The organism is Paenibacillus sp. KS-LC4 (assembly GCF_036894955.1).
GTDB lineage: Bacteria > Bacillota > Bacilli > Paenibacillales > Paenibacillaceae > Pristimantibacillus.
Window position 1 is genome coordinate 2,286,344 of sequence record NZ_CP145905.1, and the last position, 22,163, is coordinate 2,308,506.

Genomic DNA, 22,163 nt, shown 5'->3' on the forward strand with positions numbered 1-22,163 from the left:
TGAACTATTATCCAACACGTGACTTAAAAGTGCGAATTTTATTGACATAAAATTAATGGCTACTTATAATGTTGACTATAAAGTCACCGTGTGACTTTATAAAAACAATAAATTGAGGGTGGGCAATATGTTATTAAATCGACCAACTAGCTTCTATGATGAAAGTCTGAGGGGATATATGATCAGATTGTCTGAGTCAAACTATAATTCCCAAGAAACCATTAAATTATATAAAGCAACAGGGCTTTATGGATACAACATACCAAAAAACTTGATGGTGCTTGATTCGGATACTGATTTGAGTAAGTTGGCTGAATTAGTTGGGAAGGATTTGAGACAGCTAGAACTATTAACATTTCAACCCCACGTAAAAAATGTCCCTTCAGTAAAAGTGGAAACATTACTATACCAATTGGACCATTTTGGAACGTCAATGTATCGAAGTCAAATATGTCCTGCATGTCTTAGAGATCATGGATATATGAGAAAAATTTGGGATCTCACAGTAGTTACAACGTGTCACATTCATAATTGCAAGTTGCACGATCAATGTCCAAATTGTAAAAAAAACCTATCGCCGTTCAGAAAACGAATAAATTTATGCGATTGTGGATTTGATTTAAGAGAACTACCTATCGTAGCCTCGACTGACGTTCAAGTAAGCAATCTTCTTCACCGAAAGTTATTTGATATAAAATCTTTTTCTTGTGAAAGATCTACATTCTTTGATAAACATTCGTTTCTTACATGCTTATATATAATTTTGTACTTTACCGGAGTTATTTCAGGCAGATTTTTCAATGAAAAGAGGCAAAGGTTTTCCAAATCTCTGAATGATTCAAAATTGACTAAGTTATGCCAAGCAGCATACGTGCTATTTCAAGATTGGCCGAATAATTTTTTTTGTTTCTTGGATGCATATCGAGTTAATCAAATTAACCAAAAACAGAGTGGTGTACTTGAAGGATTTGGGAAATTCCATATGTTGATTTTTCAAAAGCTTGATTTCCCGGCTTTTAAAAACATTCTGGATAAATATGTTTTATACATATCTAACTATTGGAATGGCGGTTATTGTAACCAACATGTTTTAACTGCTGGGAATGAGCAATTGTTAACTTTATTACAAACCAACGCTGACGTTTTTAAGACACTGTTAAAGTCAGTCAATGGAATAAATCAGTCCGTAAAGAGAAGAAATGCTTATCAGCGGAATGAAATGAAAATCAAACCGGATGGTGCAATGTTATCTTCACCAAAAGTAATGAAAAGTCTTGGAATTAGCTATGGGCAAGTTTTTGCTTTCAGAGAACGAGGACTTATTCAAGCTGTTCGTGGTCCAGAAATCGATGGGTATAATCGCTGGCTTTACTTCTCTAAAGACTTAGAGCAGTTTCATAATAATCTAAATGAAAATATTATCTATGTGTCAGAGGAAGAATATCTTCTTTTAATAAATATAAACCAGGCAAAAAAATGTTTCACAACTTGGGGATTAACATTTTGCGATTTGGTTGAGGGGATTTTGAACGATGAAATACGACCTTATACATGTAAAAAAGTTAGCGGACTTAAAGAATTTAGATTTGTAAAAGATGATGTGATGAATTTTTTGAAAAAAGGCAGTTTGACTATCAATGATATTTCAAGGGAGCTGAAAGTTTGTAAGAAATATGTTTCTTCATGGTCACAAAAGGGATATCTGATTTCTAATTCATTAAGTAGTGGTGCGGTTGTAATAATAAAAAAGACAGATTACTTATTTTTTAAAAAGACATATATGACAGGAACTGATGCATTAAAAAAGCAGACGAAAGTCAAGTCTGTTGAAAGTCTAGTAAAGTTCCTAAGAAAAAGAGACGTTGAACCAGCTTCTGGACCCAAAGTAGATGGTGGACAGGGCTATTTATTTAAAAGGGATATGCGTCTTTATTATTGGTTAAGTCAGATGAGGGAGAAATAACTCCAAGATTAATAGGTTTATAGATTGCTAGAATCGGACAGGCTTAAAACTAAGGGAAGGAGATGAAACCATGAGAAAGCGCACCGCCAGACGCATTAAACCTATAAAGGGTCGTCATTATCGATGGAAAGTCCCACTACTTAAAAATAATAACATGATTCATTGTGAAAGCCGATTAGAACGCAATTTCGTTCGATTACTCGACTTTGACCGTGAAGTACTCCAAGTGGAATCGCAGCCAGTAGGACTTTTATATTGCTACAAGGGTAAAGAAAGGAAGTATTATCCGGATTTCAAAGTCATAACAAGTGATGGACACATCCGGATCGTAGAAGTTAAGCCTAAGTCAATGACGCAAAAGCCCGAAAATATCATGAAATTTATCATTGGCCGGATGTACTGCGACTTGCAAGGCTGGGATTATCATATCGTAACCGAAGAGCAGATTTTCCGTGGTTATATCCAGGAGAATTTGGATAAGCTCAGGGCGATGGGGAATGAATGGACGGAATACAATGATCTAGTTTATGTTCTTCATTCTCTGCAAAACACTGGTGACTCTACAATTGAAATGCTCCAGTCAAACTGTACTGATCTTGATGAATCAACGTTTTATAAGTGTATCTATAAGCTAATTTATCACCAAAAGGTATATGCAGATTTATTTGCTACAGAACTTAGTGAAGGAACAATGGTGTCCATTCAAATTGGAGAGGAGAATTGATATGCAGGGATTTGCTATTTTACCAGGTTTACGGTTTATGTGGAAGGAACAAGAGTTTCTCATCCGCAAGAGTTTGGATCATAATGAAATTGAAGTAACCAATTTGTCATACAACTTAGTTGAAGTGTATTCCGTTAACGAGTTGATCGAAGCTTGGAACGACGAGCGACTGATCATAAAACGCGACTTTATTGTAAAAGAAGCAGAAGTCATACAACATGATGTTGAAATGTTTAGTGAGGATGATCGGAATATCATTAAAAAACGATTCAGGATATTGGAGCCAGTCTTACTTGGGATAGTCAAGCCTAAAGATTATGAAAGCTATATAAATACTCTTTCTGATGATCTGAGACCATTCGTTTCTTCTGTGTCTACATTGTACCGATGGAAGAGGCGCTGGGACGAAACTCACGATAAACGAAGTCTGTTGCCACGTAATGACCTGAAAGGAAGCAAAACGTTTAAGATTCCGAAAGAAATCCAGAATATCATTGAGCGTTTTTTGATCAAGTATGATAAAGAGGGCCTGGATGTTTCTAACCGAAGAATTCATAACGAGATGAAGGTAGAAGTTCAAGAATTAAATGCAACTCGTCCTGAGGAAGGAAAATTAACACCTTGCGGAAAAGCGACGACTAACCGGGTCATCCAGCATCTACGGAAGACGTACATAAAGGATCGCGCTAGACACGGCACCGTTCAAGCAAATTTAAACAAATATGGTTCTACGGCTGAAGTATATGTAGAAAGGCCTCTTCAGCGAGTGGAAATTGACTCGACACCGCTTGACCTATTTGTAGTTGATACTCTGAATTCTAAGAAGGAACGATTTAATTTAATTCATGCTGTAGATAAGGCAACTGGTTATGGGCTAGGATATGAACTTTGGCTCGGAGAACCAAACGCAAAAGCAATTAAGCAGTGTTTACTGCACGCCATGCTGCCCAAAACGCATATTCGATCGTTATATCCAAGACTTCAACACGATTGGACCGCATTTGGGAAACCGGAAGTTATCGTTGTCGATAACGCCAAGGTGCACGATGCCGCGGATTTGGAGGAATTTTTCGGACTAATTGGTATCGAAGTTCAGTTCTGTCCTGTGAAAGCCGGGCACCATAAGGGGACAGTTGAGCGAATGTTTCGCACCATGAATGAAAAGATGTTCCACAGTATTCCCGGAACCAGCTTTTCAGACCCAAAGATGCGCTCTCTATATGACTCTACTGGTAAAGCTTGCTTAACGCTTAAGGCACTACATGAAATTATTCATCTTACCATGGTAGATATTATCGCAAATGATTATAGCTCATCACGAGGAGGAACACCAGCCTTTTTATGGGAACAAGGTCTTAAAGACTGTAGAGTTCATAGAACTCTTCCTATGAAAAAGAAAGATCTGATTATGCTATTATCCACTGGACTAGAATATAGAAAAATAACGAACAAGGGAATTGAACTTGCCGGCCAATTTTTTCAAAGTACGGCTTTAATGCAGTTATCGGATCAAATAAAGCGTAAAAAAAAGGACAAAAGTGTTCGATTGAGGTTTAATCCTTCCGATATGCGTACGATTTATGTTTTTGATGAAGAGAATGATCAATATATCGAGGCGAATCCTGTACGAAACAGTCTACGGAAGAAAAATATTGATGAAAATCATCCCGTTCATATGGCTCAATTAAGATACCATTGTCATCGGAAAAATAAAGAGTACAACGAATTTGACACAACGCATTTGGTGTATGCTTATCAGCACGTAGAAGCCATTGTCCAAAACAGTCGGAGTGAAATTGCTCAACTCGAGAAACTACCCGATGATCAGAGAGCCGTTGAGCATTACAAGCATCTTTCCTCAATCCAACTACTTCATAAAGCTCAAATTGCTCCAGACCAACTGGAATCTTTAGAATTCAAAGGAGAGATATCCCCCGCTACAGAGGGTCAATCTAGAAAGTCTACAAGGAGACGAAAAGTGAATTCAAAATTAGATGATACGAGCTCTAAATCGTTTTCGAAAACGGCAGGTATTGAAGTTATTTCAGAAACTTCTGAGTTACCTTTATTACTTTTTGATGATGATCTGGATGATGATTGGGAAGTTACTATTCGTGAGAGTTGAAGGAGGGATAAGAAATGAAATCTACAAAATTTGATTCACTTAAAGGTAAACCCTTAACTTATCGTGATCCTGAATACAAGAAAAGAGTGGAGCATGTAAAAAGAATCATCGTTAGGCATCCGCAATATGAGGAAGTATACGAGGAACTCGAGGAAGTGCATGTCACTTCGCAGGGGTCTGTGCAAGCATCTCAACTCAATCTAAGTGGCCGGACAGGTGCTGGGAAAACAACAATAGTGAAACAATACTTAGAGAAATATCCAAGAAGATTAACGGATACGGGAACAATTATCCCTGTATTATATGTAAAGGTTCCGCCTCGTTTAAAAACTCCAAAAGCTTTGGCTTCTAAAATTTTAGGAGAGATGGGTGATTTATTCGCGAATTCAGGTACAGATGAGGAGTTAGGGAGAAGAATCGTTCAATTTGTTCTTGATTGTCAGACGGAAATGATTATTCTTGATGAATTTCAACATTTGATTGATCGGGACACACTTAATGTTCTCGCAACTGCGTCGGATTGGCTCAAGTTACTTACGGAAGAGTTAAATATTCCAGTTATCTTATGTGGACTACCAGAATCAGATGGTATTTTTGAGTATAACGAACAGATAGATGGGAGATATCCGCGAAGAATTATATTGGAACCGTTCGGATTTGAAGATCAGACGCAACAGAAGAAATTTCGATTATTTCTGAAAAAATTAGACGATGAGTTACCATTCTCTGAATATTCGAATCTTAGTGATCCAATGATAGCTTCAAAAATCCATTATGTAACAGATGGTGTACCACGCTATATCAAAGATCTCTTAATGGAGGCATCGAAACTTTCGTTTAGACGAGGTTTTGATTTTGTCAATGAAGATTCACTGCATGATGCTTTTCATCGACTCACACGTTCAAATCAAAGGTATGTTATTAATCCATTTGGGGACACTCGGTTTAATTACTTTGAGGCTATAGAGATCAAAAGAACAAAAGAAACTGCATTTATTAATTCACAGTACCAAAAACCCAATCAGAAGAACAAGAAACAATCAAAAAAATTATCATAATTTAGTACATCTCTTAACACCTGGAACCTGCAGGTGTTTTTATTTTGAAATTTCTAGTATAGTACCGTAGCATTGCGGGAAAACTAGATTCATAGAAAGGAGATGTTAGAACATGTTGATTAATAGACCAGAACGTTATCATGATGAGAGTATATCTAGTTATTTATACAGATTAGCCAGAGCCAACTATAGACCGCTGGGTGTTTTGTTAGCATCCTTTGGAATTACAAGAGCGGAATGGTTACGGAATATGATTTCTGAAGATAAACTCATCCATATAGCAGATCATTTAGTACAAGATAAAAACATTCTGCATCAGGGGACATATTTTGTTTACCGAGAGTTGTTGGATGAAAATTCAGATTTGTATCTGCTGAAAAATCGAATGAAATTTTGTCCTGATTGCTATAGAGAGGATGCATATCATCGAATGATGTGGGGCCTCAAACCAATAACGATCTGTTTACAACACGGTACCAGATTGATAGACGCCTGTCCAAGCTGCGAGAAACCGATTGAGATGGAACAGTTCATGTGCGGTTTTTGCAAGTGTTGTGACTTCTACTATAAGCAAACGAAATCGATATCGATTCCTTTTGACTCTATAGAATTTGAGCTTCAAAGTGAATTTCATGGAGGACTATTTCAAAACGGTATAATGTTTAGAAATATTGGAGGATTAAACGTTAAACAATACTTACGTTTAGCTTATCACTCTTTTCACCTATTAGAGGAATTGCCTTCATTTCTTGATTATTCAAAAAAACATATCCGAATTTTTCATAACCGTCGCGGTGGCATTCAACAAAATGAATTGTTAGCAGAAGCTTATAATCATGTTTTTTGGATGTATCATGATTTTCCATGTCGGTTTCAACGCGTCTTATTTGAGTTTTTAAAGAAACCCAGAAAAAAGCTATACCTACAGAAGAAAACTTACGAAGCTTTATTTCAAGAAGAGGGTTTCTCTTTAATTAAAAATGAATATGAGCAATTCTGGATTAATGAATTGGAGAACGGTACCGTTCGAAGGGATCTGTCAATTTTCAAACAGAATCATGATCTACTACTCAGAAAAAAACATTTACGAAAAGAAGAAGTTAAGCAGCTTACTGGAATATCATATCCGAAGTTGGAGTCACTTTGTGAGTCTGGCCAGATAGATATTATTTCACGACAAAAAGGGAAAACAAAGCAACATTTTATTGATAAAGATACTTTTGCCCGTCTGAATGAAGAGAGGCAATTTTACATTAATAAAAGAGAAGCAGCACAACTCCTGGGTATTCAAAGAAATTCTATTTATCAACTTTTGAAAGAAGGTCTAATAAATGAAGTTCATACCGCGTTCAGCCAGATTAAGCTTATTAGACTAGATGAAGTGTTAATGTTATTGGAAAAATCAAGAGGGGTATTTTATATCAAGGTAAAAGGACTATCATTTCAGCAGGTACTTATCAAATACTCTGTAAATGGATTAACGATTTCGAAACTATTAAAATTTATTCATGAAAATGTCCTCCACCCTCAATTGGCTGTTTTAAATGGAAATCTTTCTGATACTTGGTTTTGGGAAAAAGAAATGCAACGATGTATAGAAATTTTAAAATCAGATAAGCAAATCACGGATGGGATGTATATGCAAGATGTCATGCAGTACTTAAAAATTGGTGAAAAAAAGATGAAAAGAATAATAGAAAGCGGACAATTGATACCGGACAGAGTAATCGTATGGAAAGATGGACGAAAACGATATTTGTTTAGTAAAAGAAAAGTAGCTGCCTTTAAACAGAGTATTTCTAGTCGAGTAGACTCATGCAACTCAACTGCCCATAGTTAAGGCCGTTATGCCGATACGGCAAACGAATGTTGCCTTTGTCAACTGTACATGCAAGCCTAGGTGTTGAACGAAAATCAAGTTATTTTAATCCTAATTACGTTGTTTAAACTAGGCTGGGAAAAACAAGGGGTCTGTAAAAATAAAATTTGTTAATGTCATGCAGGATAGGAAGGTAATGAAAGTAACAGCGCGATCGACCTGTGATTTCTAAAAGAACAAGCTGGCGGCTGCGGAGAAGAACGAAGAGGTTGTGAAAGAATTGTATTATCGGTTGGCTAAGTGCAATTAACAAATATCCAATATTTAAGTGTTTTTTTGATTCCTTAAAAATATATTAGTGCAAGGACGGAGATTAAATGTCGAAATTATGTTGTCATAAAGTCAAATAATTAGTAGTGAGGGTTCTATTTTTTATATTAAATCTAACACATATGAAATGCCAGAAACAATCGTGACCATGAACATCAAACAGCATGACAGACGGACAGCACTCCGCAAATTCAAAACTTATCTGTCCATTCTGATAATGATGTTATAGGCACGATTTAGGGTTCTAGTTAATGACAATTAAATATTTTCAAAGGGGAGGGGACGAGGTTAAGTAGTTCAGTAAAAGGATTCTCTAAGAAATGAACAAAAGCCAGGTTAAGTGATTAAAATTAACATTAGTTTTGGGTATGCAGCCAGTTAAACCAATTCTTTCTTTTATAACATACAATTGCAAATTTCGATAAGAAGCCATACAATAAAACAAGATATTTACAGAATGTCTACCCTGCTGATCCGAAGGATTAAGTTTTGCCGAATCATTCTTTTCTTCCAAAATGCTCGTATGATTAGCTTATTAATAATGGAGGTCGAACTAAATGAGAAAGTTACTAACTGTATAAAATCATAAAAAACGAGTTCTAAATGTAAGGAAAGCTCTCTGAATTTGACTAAAACTCGTTAATTCATTATAAGAACTGAGGATATTATTTAGATGGATAAAAATATGATGCATAAAACAATTAGAATTTCTGTGATAAGTTCGTTAATCATTTTTATATTACTATGTGCACTTACCAATACAAGTGAAGAAATTGATTTTATTTCTTACATGAGTAAAACAGTTACTATAATAATGGTTTTTTGGGTGTTGTATTTTAATTATGGTTGGAAAATTAAGTGGTTTGATAAGATATATAAAATACCCAATCTAAATGGAACTTGGATTGGGTATTTAGAAAGCGATTGGATAGATGAAAATGGTAACGGAATCGATGCCATTGAGTTCTATATTGTAATAAAACAAAGTTTTTTTAATATAAATATAAAAACATTTACTGAAAGTTATGTTGGTAAATCATATATAGAGAAAATAGATTTTAATGAAAAAGAAGAGGAAATGAAATTAGCATATTTTTATTGTTCAGATATCATTAGTTCGGAGGAAGATAAGAGACAGGGAGTAGCAGAACTAAGAGTATTTGAGGATACATTATTCTTGAAAGGGAAGTATTGGACAAGAAATAAAACGTGTGGAGCCATAACTGTACGATTCCATAATAGAAAACGATATTCTACATATGAAGAGATAAAAAGTCATCTGAATAATTAGGAGGATTGTTAGTGTATAAATATTATATAAGACTAGACGCAGATAATATCGGTGATAAAATTGAATATTTTTTATTGTGTAATGACTGGGAAAAGGCGCGTGATATTCACAATAAAATTCAAAATAGCATGGAAATAATTGGCGAATTTGTTAGGGGAAATGAAGATTACATTTTGCTTATGACCGGATGTGACGATCTGTTAATTGGAACAAATGAAGAAAGCGTTTTAAAGGTAGCGGTGTTTACTGAAAGCATTAGGAATCATTTTAATAAACTCTGTAATGAAACATTGAGTGCAGGAATTGGTAATTCAATTGTTGAAGCTATTATGAACTTGAGGAAAGCAAAAACAGGTGGAAAAAATAATATTGTTCACTAAACGATGCTCTTAACAAGTAGTAATAACACAATAACGATTTTCTAACCACAATTTGAGTGTTAATTAAATAAATTATTCTTATCATGTGACAGTAACTTGTGTAGAAAGATCTCATTAAATGAATAAGTAGAAAAAAATACATAAGAAGGTGACTCAGTGCTTAAAATTCAATTTCCTGAAAAATATACGCTTCGTTTTTTTTTGAAAGTAAGCCAATTAATCAATGACGTGCAAAATCAAATAATAGAATCAAGCTTTGTGAAATTTGATTTAAGTAGAACTATGTTTATTGATCCATTTGGAATGGTGACATTACTTAGTTTCTGTAGACATCTTTATAACACATATAATATTCACTCTGTAATTACGCTACCCGAAGGGCAAGCGGGTTCATATATGGCCCGTGCTGGATTTGATTCACTTAATGATAGCTTTATTACAATTGAACGACCAAGAAAAAATATTATGAACTATTTAAAAAAGAATGAAAATATGGGAGTTCTAAAGTTTTTTGATTCTGAAAGCGACATAATGCCAATTAATACTGAGTTTGAAAGTTGGATGAAACAAAACCAGTTTACCGAATATGAAATAAACAGTTTGACGACATTTGTTTCTGAAATGATACAAAATGTTTGTCAACATAGTAGAACAAGACAACGTGGGGTTATTTGCATTCAAGCTTATATAAGTAGCAAAGGTGAGCCATTTTTATCTTGGGCCATTGGTGATTCTGGAATTGGTATACGGCAAAGCCTATTACAATCTGAATTAGTTGAAGTTACATCATTATCAGATGAAAGAGTGATAAGAGAAGTTATTACAAAAGGAATATCTCGTTTTAAAGATGATAAAACGAGGGGGAATGGATTGACGCGCCTATATCATGGTGCACAAAAAAGAGGCGCATCGCTTTATATACAATCAAACTCAGGTTTATATGGACTTGATTTTGATAAAAATCGGCAGAAGAAGTTAGAAAGGCCCATCCCATTTTCGGTGAGTGGTACGAATATTGGGTTTTTCTTGCAAGGTAAGCACTTGACAACAAATTAAACGTATTGATATACTAATTTTGTTGCTTCACGTAAGCAGATGAAGGAGAATGTGTTATGGAATGTTTTGAAGTTAATATAGCTCAAAACTATGGAGATAGTTTATGGGGTAGAGAACATGGTAGGACTGTTCGTGATAAGATTGTGGACAATTTTGCTAAACAACCAAAAAGGTTATTGTTACTTAATTTTTCTGGTGTGAATCGCATTGACTTTTCATGTGCAAGTGAAATTGTTTCGATATTGATTCTTAGACTAGCTGGAGAGCTAAAGGGAAATAATATTATGCTTTCAGGTTTAAGTTCTTTTGTTGAAGAAAATATTGATGCTGCACTATATAAAGCAGAATTGTGTAGCTTGGTATTGTTTGATGATGGAGAATGGAAAATTATTGGGAAATACAGTGATGCATTGCAACAAACGCTATCTAAAGTCATTGAGTTAGGACATGCAGATACACCTACGCTTGCTTCAGCACTTAACATAGCTGTAACTAGTTGTAACAATCGTTTGAAAACATTAGTTACTTTGGGGATTGTGGGAAGAGAAGAACAAACTGCTCCTACTGGAGGAAAACAATATATATATAAATCTATAATTTAAATTTTTTTACTTTCTGATTCATCTCGATATATGAATCAGAATAACGAGATGTCCGATTAGTTTAACTAATTAGTTACTCGTATTTTAATAATATTTTTAGAGGTGATTTAGTTGAGCGAAAAATATAAAATTCTTTCAATTGATGGTGGTGGGATTAAAGGCCTGTATTCAGCAGTGATTCTAGAACAGTTTGAGCAGAAGTATGGTCCCATTCACCAGCATTTTAATCTTATTTGTGGAACTTCAACTGGTGGAATTATTGCATTGGCACTAGCAGCCGGTGTTCCAGCAACTGATATTGTTAAATTTTACACTGAGAAAGGTCCACTTATATTTCCTCATAAGAAATGGTGGATGAGGACATTCCATTTTGTTAAATCGTTACTTTATAAATCAAAGTATAATAATCAAATTTTGAAAGCAGCAATTGATGAAGTCTTATTGGATAGACGAGTTAAAGACTGTCTGACACACGTTTTAATTCCCTCTGTTAATATTACTACTGGGAAACCATATGTATTTAAGTCGGACTATATTCCTCAATACACAAGAGATAGTGAACGTTTACTTAGCGAGGTAGCACTTGCAACTTCCGCTGCGCCTATCTATTTTCCAATTGTAGAGTTGGAAACGCAAGCCGGCTTGGAGCAATTTGTAGATGGAGGGCTATGTGCCAATAATCCTTCTTTGTACGGTGTTCAAGAGTTTTTAGCGAACAAAGTGCAAATTGGATTCGAAGATTACCTTCTGTTATCTATCTCCTCTTTGCATGAAGGAATATCCATTCCAATTACAAAAAAATTGCATAAGCCATTTTTGGGATGGAAGGATCAGTTAATTTCATTAATGATAGATTCGCAGAGCGTAGCAACTCATTTTCATGTCCAGTACCTTCAAAAATCAGCAGGTGGCGGATATGTCCGAATTCCTAGTGCTTCACTAACTAAGAAAGAACAAAAGCTCATTGCTTTAGATATGGCTCTCGATTCATCAATTAAAATTATGATTGAAAAAGGTCGAGACATGGCTTCTAAATGGATTCATACAAAAGAAGTATCACAATTTATAAATAAAAAACCTGAGGAGGCGTCAGCCTAAATGTCCGTTTGTCACGATTTATTCATTGATTTTCATAGCGAGATTTTTCTTACATCAGATAAAAAAGAAAGCCTGCGCACATCTCGAAATGCAGTACGAGAAAAAATAAAAAAACATTTTAGAGATAAGCTGAAACTGGAAGAACCCAAGTTCTACGGACAAGGATCTTACATGATGAATACTACAGTTGTGCCAATTGATGGGGAATTTGATATAGATGATGGAATATATCTCCAGAATCTCGAAGGTGTAGAGGAGAAAGATTGGCCAATCCCAACAACGGTTCATAATTGGATCTTAGATGCTGTTAATGGACATACTTCTTCATCACCTGTTGATAAGAATACATGTGTCCGCGTCATTTATAAAGCGAATTATCATGTTGACCTTCCTATTTATGTGATGTCTGGTAGTCATCCTAAATTAGCGCACAAATCGAAAGGATGGATCGATAGCGATCCTAAAGAGCTAACAAAATGGTTTAATGGTGAAGCAACCTCAAAAGGGGCACAGCTCAAAAGGATTGTTCGTTATTTAAAGGCTTGGAAGGATTACAAAGAAGGAGAAACAAAGCTTCCTAGTGGAATGATACTTTCGATTCTAGCAATAAATCACTTTGTATCTGATTATAAGGATAACGATGATAAGGCACTTGTTGAAACAGTAAGAGCTATCAAAGAAGCTTTAGATACTTCTTTTTCATTAGTTCGCCCTGTTTTCCCAAGCGAGGAATTGATTAATGATTGGTCAGAAACAAAAAAGACAAATTTTCTGGACAAACTTGATAGCTTAATAAAAAAAGGCGACGAAGCACTTACATCATCAGATAAAACAAGCGCATCAAAAAAATGGAGAGGCATCTTCGGTGATCGCTTCCCTGAATACCAGGCTCCGGATTCAGAAACAAGTGCTGCATTCAGATCCACTTCTCCTGCAATTTTAGGTAATCATGGACGATCGGCATAGTCTAGAAGTTTACTATGATAAAGTGCTACAAGATGTGGCACTTCATCTGACTGGAAATTACGGAGCCCAAGAATTGAAGGTCATAAACAAAACAGAGTTTTCAAGTTCTTATCGAATTCATAAAAATGGTGTAGCTATTGATCTTTTATTGCCGATACATTTCCCTGATGTTTTTCCTGAAGTCAAGATTCCGAACCCGTATTTTTCTAGGATATATCCAATTCCTCATTTGAATGTCGAACACACGCTCTGTATATTTGACCCAGAAGAAGCGCATCCGAATCCTGCGAACCCCAAAGGTGTAGTTGATGCAGTAATTGAGCGTGCCTTTGATTTAATTCAATTAGGAGTCAAAAGGGAAAATTCAAGTGATTATCTGGACGAATTTGATTCCTATTGGTGCCAACATACTATTGGTAATGTTTTATCCTTGATAGAAGTAAATGACGTAGTAAGAGAAATTCATCTGATTGAAATTGATTTGCCAAGATTAGGAAGGGGATTGTTGGCAGTTGATTCAATTTTAAAAGGAATGAATTGGGTTAAACAAATAGGTGGGGTATCGGGATCAACAAAAAGAAAAGCATTGTATCTTCCAATTAAATCATTCGGAATTCCACCCTATCCAAGTTCGAATGGAAGTTTGCTCAAGAAAATTCGTGAAACGAGCCCAGAGTTAATCTCGCCTTTAATTGAGTTTTTAGATAAAAATAAAAGACCGGCTATGGTTCTGTTTTCAATGGTTACTCCAAGCGGGAGGGTTATGGGAGGGTGGGAACATCAGGAGCCAGTTCAGATTAATCCCGGTCATCGTAAAAATAAACGTCAAACAAAAAGAGCAATGAATGGATTTCGGGCGGGTTATAAAAATGCAAGAATGGAAATGAACTTTTTTAGGCTTGTAAAACTAAACCGTTATTCAGTTATACGTGTGGAGAAAGATAGGCTTCTTACACGTGGAGGGGATGGAGCGATCTCTACTTCAGCAAGAGTTGGCATTGTTGGCTGCGGATCAATTGGTAGCCAAATTGCTAACTCATTATGTGATTTAGGAGTAGACCAATTAATGCTTATTGATAAGGATATCTTAACTTTTGAGAATATAGCAAGACATCTCTGCGGAGGAAATCACGTAGGTAAAAGCAAGGTTGAGGCAATAAATGATTACATTTCTTCTCGTCTGCCTTACTGTCGTAATAATCTTTATCATGATGATGTACTAAATATACTACGAAGTGACGAGACATTATTAAATCGCTGCAATTTGACGATTGTAGCTGCTGCACATTTACCAACAGAATTTAGATTAGATGAACTCCAACGGAGGAGTATGATTAATAAGCCGTTGTTATACGTTTGGGTAGAACCTTATTTAGCAGCAGCCCATGCAGTTTATATAGATCCATCAAAAGGTGGTCACTTCAGAGATCTATTCAATGAAAATCATCAGTTTATAGGTACTGTATTAGATTCACCAGGTCAGTATGCTATTCGTGAGGCAGGTTGTCAAAGTACCTACGTTCCTTATAGCATTTTAGAAGTGAAACGATTTATTCATGAACTCATGTTTTTGATTCAAGATATTTTAGACGGTACAGTAAGCAATAATGTATTATTCACTTGGTTTGGGAATCTAAGCTTACAAAAATCTTTTGGGAGAGGTATTTCTAAAAAATTCGATAGTATTGGCGATTATAGTGTTAATTATACAAATGTCGGAGATTTAACGAAGACTGAGGTACTAAAAAAATGCTGAAATTTGTTTTTGAAAATTATGAAGTGCAGATTACTCAGTCTGTATTAGATATATTTTTGCGTTATCGACAAATTTTCGATTGGCAACATGAGTCCGGTGGAATTTTATTAGGTAGGGTTTATCTTGATAAAATAATAGTGGAGAGAACGAGTGTACCTTCTAAAGCTGATAAATCAGGGCGTCATTTTTTCTATAGGAATGTTCAAAGAGCACAAAGAATTGTTAAACAGACGTGGGAGGATTCGGATGGTGAACTCATTTATCTCGGTGAGTGGCATACTCATCCAGAAGTTAAGCCTATACCGTCTCAAACCGATAAAAAACTCATTGCTAACATGTTATTAGACACAAAAATGGAGATTGAATTCCTACTTTTGGTTATTGTTGGAACCTCTAATTATTATGTTGCTGTCCAAAAAAGAGGTGAATTTTTAACAGAGTTATCTAAAATATGATTGATAGATTATAGAAATAGGATCCAACAAACTTTCTCGATCATAATCCTAGTATATCATAATTAAAGCTTTCTAAACGTACTTGGGACGGTAAGAAAATTCTGAGTAGTTCCCTCTGTTGCTTGGACCGTAATTAAAAATTCTTTTATTAAATAGTCTCACAGTATTTCGGAACACGAATAATATATGCATAACTGATTTAAAGTAAAGAGGCAGTATAAAGCAATATGTTAATTCGTAATTACAATAAAGAAAATATTTATGGCAATCTATAGCACTTGTCTTAAGCGGGATATCTGTGCCAGTTATGTACAGGAGTTTCGCCCCTTGAGCTTAAATACAATTATATAAAAATGAAGAGGAGTTTACAGATGCAAATCCTACAAAATTTTAATGAAGTGCCCTTAGCAGTTATTTTCGTTGCAATATTAACTAGCTTACCTGTTCTTCGTTCATATATTCGTGCGTTGACGAGAACAGGTTTTGATGAACTGCATCATACAAAAGACTATAATCTATGGCAAAAATGTTTAATGCGTATTGTTACTGTGCTTCTTATTAACTTTGGATTATTTATTGTTTCTATATATCTGAATATGACAAGTGAAAGTAGTGTCGATTCAAATCAGGCTAAGGATTCAATCCTAGTCACGATTCTGAGCTATACTACTTTAGGAATACTTTCCTTATGGATTATTATGATTCTTTGCATTTTTGTAACGGTGATTGTTTTCTCTATAAGAAAGCTTACTACAATTAGTACTAAAACAAAAAAAATATTTATGGTGTTAGTACCTGCACATGGAATAGTAACTTTCTATCTTTATTTGTTTGCAACTATTTATTATTTTACTGAGCATTTCGATATAAGGGCAATCAATTATTCGGAAAGTATTGTTAGCATGTTGGTTTTAATAGTAGTTCCTTTAGGTATTTATCATATGTATTTCGAAGTAATACCCAGAGATTTATTGATTCTTACTAAGAAAAAGCTATTGTATAAAATGTTTATACCAAAAAAAGATGATCAAGATGTATTAAAAGAAAAAGGCCTTGTGGTTTTATATAGTCTCGATACCCATTGTGTTGTACTCTGCGAAGTAAATGAGATAGAAAAGAAAGATATTTTATATGTATACGATAAGGAAAAGGACATATTTTATCATTATGAGAAATTAATTTGAACATGTTAATCTAACTATATTGAAAATAAAGTTTGACTCCATTGATGTAATAATTAACATAATCTCATGCATATCTATTATCTCTTTTGCAGAGACTCAAGCCAGTCTCAATTTTAATGCTTACTTCTTCACTTCTTAGAGGTACAACTAGTTGCCAACGAAAAAACACCAGAGAGAATGCTTTCACATTTTATAATATGAAGGGTTCTCTCAGGTGTTTTTGTTTTAATTTATCTCATGCTATGAGGAAAACCTTACGTTAATTCTTAGTGACTCTTTTCTTTTTCTAGCCGATTAACATTAATAGATATTTTGTTGGTTGATAATATATCGCTCGGGTTTATATCCAAGGTAATGAATGGTCTTTCTAAAGTATCAAGTTGTATGTGAGTTTGGCCTTTTTCAGTTGAGCCAATATACGATTGAGGAATTCCTACTTTTTCACCTAGTTGTTCTTTAGTAATTCCACGGGCGATTTTTTGTGAACGTATTCTTTGACCAATCTACATTAAAGTTTGTTTCTGTTGTAATTTTAATGAAAGTAAGTTATGAAGATAACGCAAATACAAATTTACTGATGTATAAATATACATTCGCTTATTTTGCTGTATGAATATTCATGAATAAAATGTGTATAAGTCATAAGAGGGAATTCTCAGCTTCTCTGATTCATCCTATTGATTTATCCAATAATAATCAAGTTTATTTCACTTATCGTGAGACAACTTACCTTTAAAATCAGGCTTTTCTCCCCTAATTTTTGCAACAGTTGTGATCCACCATATTTTGTGTTCTCGTTGCCGTCTGTCTATTGAAATTGTGTTTTTCGCTTGAAAATATTATATAATCACCGCCTGAACCCGTGAAGGTTCAGGCTTTTTATTGTAGGTTAATCAAGGATAATTTCAGCAACACAACAGGCGGGAAGATCAATAAACAAGCTATTGTCCTTTATGACAATAGGGAGCATCGTTTGAATCTCTACCTGAGGTGGTTGTCCAAATGGGTTATGGCTGTTCATATCGCCGGAGATGTAACGAGCTTCGGCAGTAGAAAACGTTTTTCCACTAAGCAGCAATTGTGTCTGTTGTGGCTCATCTACGGATAAATTGACGACGGTTATATGAATTTTGCCGTCAGCTCGCTCAGAAGCGCTAACATGCAGTGCAGGCACTTGAGCTTCCTCTGTACCAGTCAAATCCTGCTGCACATAGCTTTCAATAAGTGTTGAGTCCTGATGCCCCTTAAAAAGATCGAATACATGGTAGGTGGGAGTCAGTATCATTTCTTCCCCTTCTGTTAAAATCACCGATTGGAGAACATTTACCATTTGGGCAAGGTTAGCCATATGCACCCGATCACTATGGGTATTAAATATATTTAGCGACACTGCAGCGACAATGGCATCACGCATCGTGTTTTGCTGGAAAAGGAAAGCAGGATTGGTTTCAGGCTCGGCCTCATGCCAAGTTCCCCATTCGTCCAAAATAATCGACACCTGACACTCGGGGTCATATTGATCCATCACAAACTTATGTCTGCGAATCAGCTCATCCATATACAATGCCCGGCGCAGTGTTCGGTAATAGCTAGCTTCGTCAAAGCCCACAGCAGGCCCTTTGCGCTCCCACGGATATGGTTCTGTCTCGTAATATGCAGGCATGGTGTAATAGTGCAGCGATAGGCCGTTCATCCTTTTCCCTGCAAGGCGCATCAAGGTTTCCGTCCACTTATAATCGTTTCCATCAGCACCGCAAGCCACTCTGAAAATCTTGTTGCTGTCATAATTGCGGACGAATGTTTCGAAGCGTTTGTATACATCCGCATAATATTCCGGGCTCATATGCCCGCCGCAGGCCCAGTTCTCGTTGCCAATTCCCATGAACTCGACCTTCCACGGCTGATCACGACCGTTTTCGCGTCGCCAGTTAGCCATCGGTGATTCACCGCTGAAGGTCATGTATTCGACCCATTCGCTGACTTCCCGTGGAGTACCAGAGCCAACGTTTGCGGCAATATAGGCAGATGCTCCAAGCTGCTCGCAAAGATCTAAAAACTCATGGGTACCGAAGGAGTTGTCCTCTACCACACCACCCCAACCGGCATTAACCATACGCTTGCGATCAGTCCCAACGCCGTCTTTCCAATTATAATATTCGGCGAAGCATCCTCCTGGCCAGCGTAATACCGGTACCTGGATATGCCGCAATGCCTCTACAACATCGTTACGTATTCCACGGGTATTGGCGATGGGACTGTTCTCACCAACATATAAGCCGTTATAAATGCCACGGCCTAAATGCTCTGAGAAGTGACCGTATATGTTTTTGTTAATTTTGGAATACTTTCGACCTGCGTTTATAAACAATAGAACCATGAATATCCTCTCCCATTTGCTAGGATGATGTTGCTTTTATTTTTTAATATAGCGCTTTCATTTAGCTGAATGCAAACTAAAAACAGCATAATCGCGCGATTGTAAACAAATGATAAGATAGTTGAAAATGGTTAGGGGCATTGCCATTCATGAAGTAGACGAATGATAAGCATGTCATAACTTGAGAATAGCGAATTCATAAATTTGGAGATATAGTTTAGTTGTTACTGAATGCTTAACTATTAAAAGGGGGCTATAAGTGTGAAAAGTAGTAATTTATCTAAAACAGCTGCTATTTTAAGTCTTTTGCTGCTGTCAACGGGAGTTTTATCAGCATGTAGTGCCAATTCAGAGAGCAATAAATCGACAAGCAGTCCAGCAGGAAGCAACGCAGTAAGTGAGTCAAATGGAGAGGTTTCAGGAGATAAGGAACCTTTAGGGAAATATGATAAAGCGCTTACAATAAGATTTGCCCGTGATGTGGATAATGATATGCAGGATAACATCATTCCTAAAACACCGGGAGAGACAGTAGCGGACAATCGCTGGCTTAAGGCGTATTCGGAAAAGCTGGGGATTGATGTTAAATACGATTGGACGGTAAAAGGCGGTGATGCCTACACTCAAAAAATTAACGTTACATTGGCATCAGGCGAAATCCCTGACATGCTTCGCGTAACGGGCTCTCAGATGAAGCAATTGGCCGATGCCGATATGATAGAGGATCTGACACCATATTGGGATGCTTATGCTTCCGATCTTCTGAAGGAGTCATACGCGGTTCAAGGGCCTGCTGCACTCAATGCTACATTAATTGATGGGAAAATGATGGGAATGGGTCCTGCAGAGGTTTATGGCGATGGCACTTTCCTATGGCTTCGCACCGACTGGCTTGAAAATTTGGGAATAGAAGCGCCTAAAACAATGGACGATGTCTTAGCCATCAGTAAAGCATTCACAACTCAAGATCCGGATAAAAATAATGTAAATGATACGTATGGTCTCGCTATGACAAAAGATCTATACGGCGGTGCAATGGGATTAGAAGGCTTCTTCACCGGATACCATGCTTACCCTAATATGTGGATAGAGGATGGTTCAGGTAATTTAGTATGGGGCAGTACGCTTCCAGAAGTAAAGGAAGCTTTGAAAGCGCTCTCTACAATGTATAAGGACGGCGAGATTGATAAGGAATTTGGTGTAAAGGATGGCGGCAAGGTAGCGGAAACGATTGCAGCTGGCAAGGTTGGCATGGAGTTCGGCGCGCAATGGAACCCGATGTATCCGCTGATTAGCAACTATCAGAACGATCCAACAGCAAATTGGGAAGGATATGCCTTGGTTTCCATAGATGGCAAGCCTGCTCTTTCACCTCAGAATTTTGGAGCCTCCGAGTTCTGGGTTGTGAGAAAAGGTTTCTCGAACCCGGAAGCATTGATCAAAATGTTCAATCTCCACATGGAGCTAAACTGGGGGAAAACAGGCGATTTTGATCACTACTATATGCCTGCTGCAAATGACAGCGTAGGGGTGTGGAAGTATTCACCGGTTCAACCGTATCCGCCATTTAAAAATCTGAATGCATTTAAAGAGATTGCGGCAGCTCGCTCCAATCAAACCCTGGATCAGCTGACTGGTGAAGCGAAATCTATTCAAAACAACATTAAGGCGTTTGAAAATGGCGATACCTCGCAATGGGGCTGGCCTAAAATATATGGCGAGAACGGGGTATATCGACATAGCGTTGACTACGTAGCTAACGATCAATTTAAGCTGGAGTCCTTCGCAGGCTCGCCAACCAAAACGATGGCGGAAAAACAGTCCACGCTGAAGTCTTTGGAAAAGGAAGTATTCGTGAAGCTTATTATGGGGGCTGCCCCAATTGACGAGTTCGACAAGTTTGTGGAGAACTGGAATAAGCTTGGCGGTGCCGATATGACTAAAGAAGTCAATGAATGGTATGCTTCTGTGAAACAATAATCGCAACAAAGAGAAAGGATGCTAGACTTTTTAGAGAGTGTCCTTTCTCTTATTATTCCTAATCCTAGCAAAGAAACAGGGTGAATCGTATGTTACGAAAAAGATGGACAAGGGAAATACCACTGCATTTAATTATATTGCCGGGATTTCTTTTCTTAATTGTCTTTAGCTATCTCCCTATTGGAGGTATCATCATTGCTTTCCAGAAGTTTATTCCAGCCAAAGGCTTGTTTGGCGATCAGCAATGGGTGGGACTGAGCAATTTTCAGTACGTATTGGAACTGCCCAATTTCAGCAGCATTATGTGGAATACATTTTACATTGCGGTCATGAAAATTATTTTGGGACTTTTTGTACCTATTGTGATTGCGATTCTGTTAAACGAAGTCAAGCATGCCGGTATGAAAAGAGGAGTTCAGACGGCTATTTATTTGCCCCACTTTTTATCATGGGTTGTATTAGGCGGCATCTTTATAGAAATTTTATCGCCTACTGATGGATTGGTGAATAAAGTCATTCAGCTGTTTGGCTTTGAACCTATCTTTTTCCTTGGAGATAACAAATGGTTTCCTATAACTATGATATTGTCTGATTCATGGAAGGAGTTTGGTTATGGTACGATCATCTATCTGGCGGCGATTACAGGCATTAACCCGGATTTATATGAAGCGGCACAGATCGACGGAGCTAATCGTTGGAAACAGACCCTGAATGTGACGCTTCCGGGTATGAAGATGGTAATCGTTTTACTAATGGTTCTTAATTTAGGCAATTTGCTGAATGCCGGCTTTGATCAGATTTTCAATATGTACAGCCCAATGGTATACGAAAGTGGAGATATTCTTGATACCTTTGTATATCGCATCGGTTTATTGGATGCCCAATTCGGTATAGCTACAGCGGTGGGATTATTTAAGTCTGTTGTAGCCCTTATACTCGTATCTGTGTCATATTTCATCGCCTATAAGGTTGCGGATTATAGGATTTTCTAGGGGGAGC

At 36.7% G+C, this 22,163-nt stretch carries 17 protein-coding genes; 16 read left to right on the forward strand and 1 reads right to left on the reverse strand.

Going from position 1 to position 22,163, the window contains the following annotated elements:
* The first annotated feature begins 127 nt into the window (after nucleotides 1–127).
* The 14 genes from V5J77_RS09765 (at nucleotide 128) to V5J77_RS09830 (ending at nucleotide 16,807) form a co-directional block, all read left to right on the forward strand.
* Entirely contained in the window at nucleotides 128–1,963 is a 1,836-nt protein-coding gene (locus tag V5J77_RS09765; RefSeq protein WP_338555583.1) for a TniQ family protein, read from the forward strand.
* 70 nt (nucleotides 1,964–2,033) lie between these two features.
* On the forward strand, nucleotides 2,034–2,687 hold the full coding sequence (locus tag V5J77_RS09770) for a TnsA endonuclease N-terminal domain-containing protein (RefSeq protein ID WP_338555584.1): 654 nt from the start codon (nucleotides 2,034–2,036) through the stop codon (nucleotides 2,685–2,687).
* 1 nt (nucleotide 2,688) lies between these two features.
* A complete protein-coding gene (locus V5J77_RS09775; RefSeq protein WP_338555585.1) occupies nucleotides 2,689–4,812 on the forward strand; it encodes a Mu transposase C-terminal domain-containing protein in 2,124 nt (707 codons plus the stop codon).
* Nucleotides 4,813–4,826: 14 nt separating this feature from the next.
* Nucleotides 4,827–5,870 carry a TniB family NTP-binding protein gene (locus tag V5J77_RS09780; RefSeq protein WP_338555586.1) on the forward strand — a complete coding sequence of 348 codons (1,044 nt, stop codon included), beginning with the start codon at nucleotides 4,827–4,829 and terminating at the stop codon, nucleotides 5,868–5,870.
* 112 nt (nucleotides 5,871–5,982) lie between these two features.
* Nucleotides 5,983–7,710, forward strand: coding sequence for a TniQ family protein (locus tag V5J77_RS09785; RefSeq protein ID WP_338555587.1), 1,728 nt, complete (start codon nucleotides 5,983–5,985; stop codon nucleotides 7,708–7,710).
* A 982-nt stretch (nucleotides 7,711–8,692) separates the two neighbouring features.
* Nucleotides 8,693–9,310, forward strand: a complete 618-nt coding sequence (locus V5J77_RS09790; RefSeq protein WP_338555588.1) for a hypothetical protein — start codon at nucleotides 8,693–8,695, stop codon at nucleotides 9,308–9,310.
* A gap of 11 nt (nucleotides 9,311–9,321) precedes the next feature.
* Nucleotides 9,322–9,690 (forward strand): mCpol domain-containing protein, encoded by a 369-nt coding sequence (locus tag V5J77_RS09795; RefSeq protein WP_338555589.1) that lies wholly within the window; start codon nucleotides 9,322–9,324, stop codon nucleotides 9,688–9,690.
* A gap of 156 nt (nucleotides 9,691–9,846) precedes the next feature.
* Nucleotides 9,847–10,746 (forward strand): hypothetical protein, encoded by a 900-nt coding sequence (locus V5J77_RS09800; RefSeq protein WP_338555590.1) that lies wholly within the window; start codon nucleotides 9,847–9,849, stop codon nucleotides 10,744–10,746.
* A gap of 56 nt (nucleotides 10,747–10,802) precedes the next feature.
* Complete coding sequence (locus V5J77_RS09805) at nucleotides 10,803–11,348, forward strand: hypothetical protein (RefSeq protein ID WP_338555591.1); 546 nt, start codon at nucleotides 10,803–10,805, stop codon at nucleotides 11,346–11,348.
* Nucleotides 11,349–11,459: 111 nt separating this feature from the next.
* Nucleotides 11,460–12,446 (forward strand): CBASS cGAMP-activated phospholipase, encoded by a 987-nt coding sequence (locus V5J77_RS09810; RefSeq protein ID WP_338555592.1) that lies wholly within the window; start codon nucleotides 11,460–11,462, stop codon nucleotides 12,444–12,446.
* A complete protein-coding gene (locus tag V5J77_RS09815) occupies nucleotides 12,447–13,412 on the forward strand; it encodes a CBASS cGAMP synthase (protein WP_338555593.1) in 966 nt (321 codons plus the stop codon).
* Nucleotides 13,396–15,168, forward strand: coding sequence for a ThiF family adenylyltransferase (locus tag V5J77_RS09820; protein WP_338555594.1), 1,773 nt, complete (start codon nucleotides 13,396–13,398; stop codon nucleotides 15,166–15,168). The genes V5J77_RS09815 and V5J77_RS09820 overlap by 17 nt, the downstream gene beginning before the upstream one ends.
* Nucleotides 15,162–15,623, forward strand: coding sequence for a Mov34/MPN/PAD-1 family protein (locus V5J77_RS09825; protein WP_338555595.1), 462 nt, complete (start codon nucleotides 15,162–15,164; stop codon nucleotides 15,621–15,623). Before V5J77_RS09820 ends, V5J77_RS09825 begins: the two co-directional genes overlap by 7 nt.
* Nucleotides 15,624–15,994: 371 nt before the next feature.
* On the forward strand, nucleotides 15,995–16,807 hold the full coding sequence (locus V5J77_RS09830; protein WP_338555596.1) for a hypothetical protein: 813 nt from the start codon (nucleotides 15,995–15,997) through the stop codon (nucleotides 16,805–16,807).
* A gap of 889 nt (nucleotides 16,808–17,696) precedes the next feature.
* Here V5J77_RS09830 and V5J77_RS09835 read toward each other — a convergent pair.
* Complete coding sequence (locus tag V5J77_RS09835) at nucleotides 17,697–19,184, reverse strand: alpha-L-arabinofuranosidase C-terminal domain-containing protein (RefSeq protein ID WP_338555597.1); 1,488 nt, start codon at nucleotides 19,182–19,184, stop codon at nucleotides 17,697–17,699.
* A 261-nt stretch (nucleotides 19,185–19,445) separates the two neighbouring features.
* Between V5J77_RS09835 and V5J77_RS09840 the strand changes: the two genes are divergently transcribed.
* On the forward strand, nucleotides 19,446–21,164 hold the full coding sequence (locus tag V5J77_RS09840; protein WP_338555598.1) for an extracellular solute-binding protein: 1,719 nt from the start codon (nucleotides 19,446–19,448) through the stop codon (nucleotides 21,162–21,164).
* Nucleotides 21,165–21,253: 89 nt separating this feature from the next.
* The gene (locus V5J77_RS09845) at nucleotides 21,254–22,156 is read left to right on the forward strand and encodes an ABC transporter permease subunit (protein WP_338555599.1); all 903 of its coding nucleotides are present in this window, start codon (nucleotides 21,254–21,256) and stop codon (nucleotides 22,154–22,156) included.
* The last annotated feature ends 7 nt before the right edge of the window (nucleotides 22,157–22,163 follow it).

Excerpts from the sequence above, each read along its gene's own strand:
- V5J77_RS09765 (WP_338555583.1), top strand. The coding sequence starts at position 128 with ATGTTATTAAATCGACCAACTAGCTTCTATGATGAAAGTCTGAGGGGA.
- V5J77_RS09770 (WP_338555584.1), top strand. The coding sequence starts at position 2,034 with ATGAGAAAGCGCACCGCCAGACGCATTAAACCTATAAAGGGTCGTCAT.
- V5J77_RS09775 (WP_338555585.1), top strand. The coding sequence starts at position 2,689 with ATGCAGGGATTTGCTATTTTACCAGGTTTACGGTTTATGTGGAAGGAA.
- V5J77_RS09780 (WP_338555586.1), top strand. The coding sequence starts at position 4,827 with ATGAAATCTACAAAATTTGATTCACTTAAAGGTAAACCCTTAACTTAT.
- V5J77_RS09785 (WP_338555587.1), top strand. The coding sequence starts at position 5,983 with ATGTTGATTAATAGACCAGAACGTTATCATGATGAGAGTATATCTAGT.
- V5J77_RS09790 (WP_338555588.1), top strand. The coding sequence starts at position 8,693 with ATGGATAAAAATATGATGCATAAAACAATTAGAATTTCTGTGATAAGT.
- V5J77_RS09805 (WP_338555591.1), top strand. The coding sequence starts at position 10,803 with ATGGAATGTTTTGAAGTTAATATAGCTCAAAACTATGGAGATAGTTTA.
- V5J77_RS09815 (WP_338555593.1), top strand. The coding sequence starts at position 12,447 with ATGTCCGTTTGTCACGATTTATTCATTGATTTTCATAGCGAGATTTTT.
- V5J77_RS09820 (WP_338555594.1), top strand. The coding sequence starts at position 13,396 with ATGGACGATCGGCATAGTCTAGAAGTTTACTATGATAAAGTGCTACAA.
- V5J77_RS09825 (WP_338555595.1), top strand. The coding sequence starts at position 15,162 with ATGCTGAAATTTGTTTTTGAAAATTATGAAGTGCAGATTACTCAGTCT.
- V5J77_RS09830 (WP_338555596.1), top strand. The coding sequence starts at position 15,995 with ATGCAAATCCTACAAAATTTTAATGAAGTGCCCTTAGCAGTTATTTTC.
- V5J77_RS09835 (WP_338555597.1), bottom strand. The coding sequence starts at position 19,184 with ATGGTTCTATTGTTTATAAACGCAGGTCGAAAGTATTCCAAAATTAAC.
- V5J77_RS09845 (WP_338555599.1), top strand. The coding sequence starts at position 21,254 with ATGTTACGAAAAAGATGGACAAGGGAAATACCACTGCATTTAATTATA.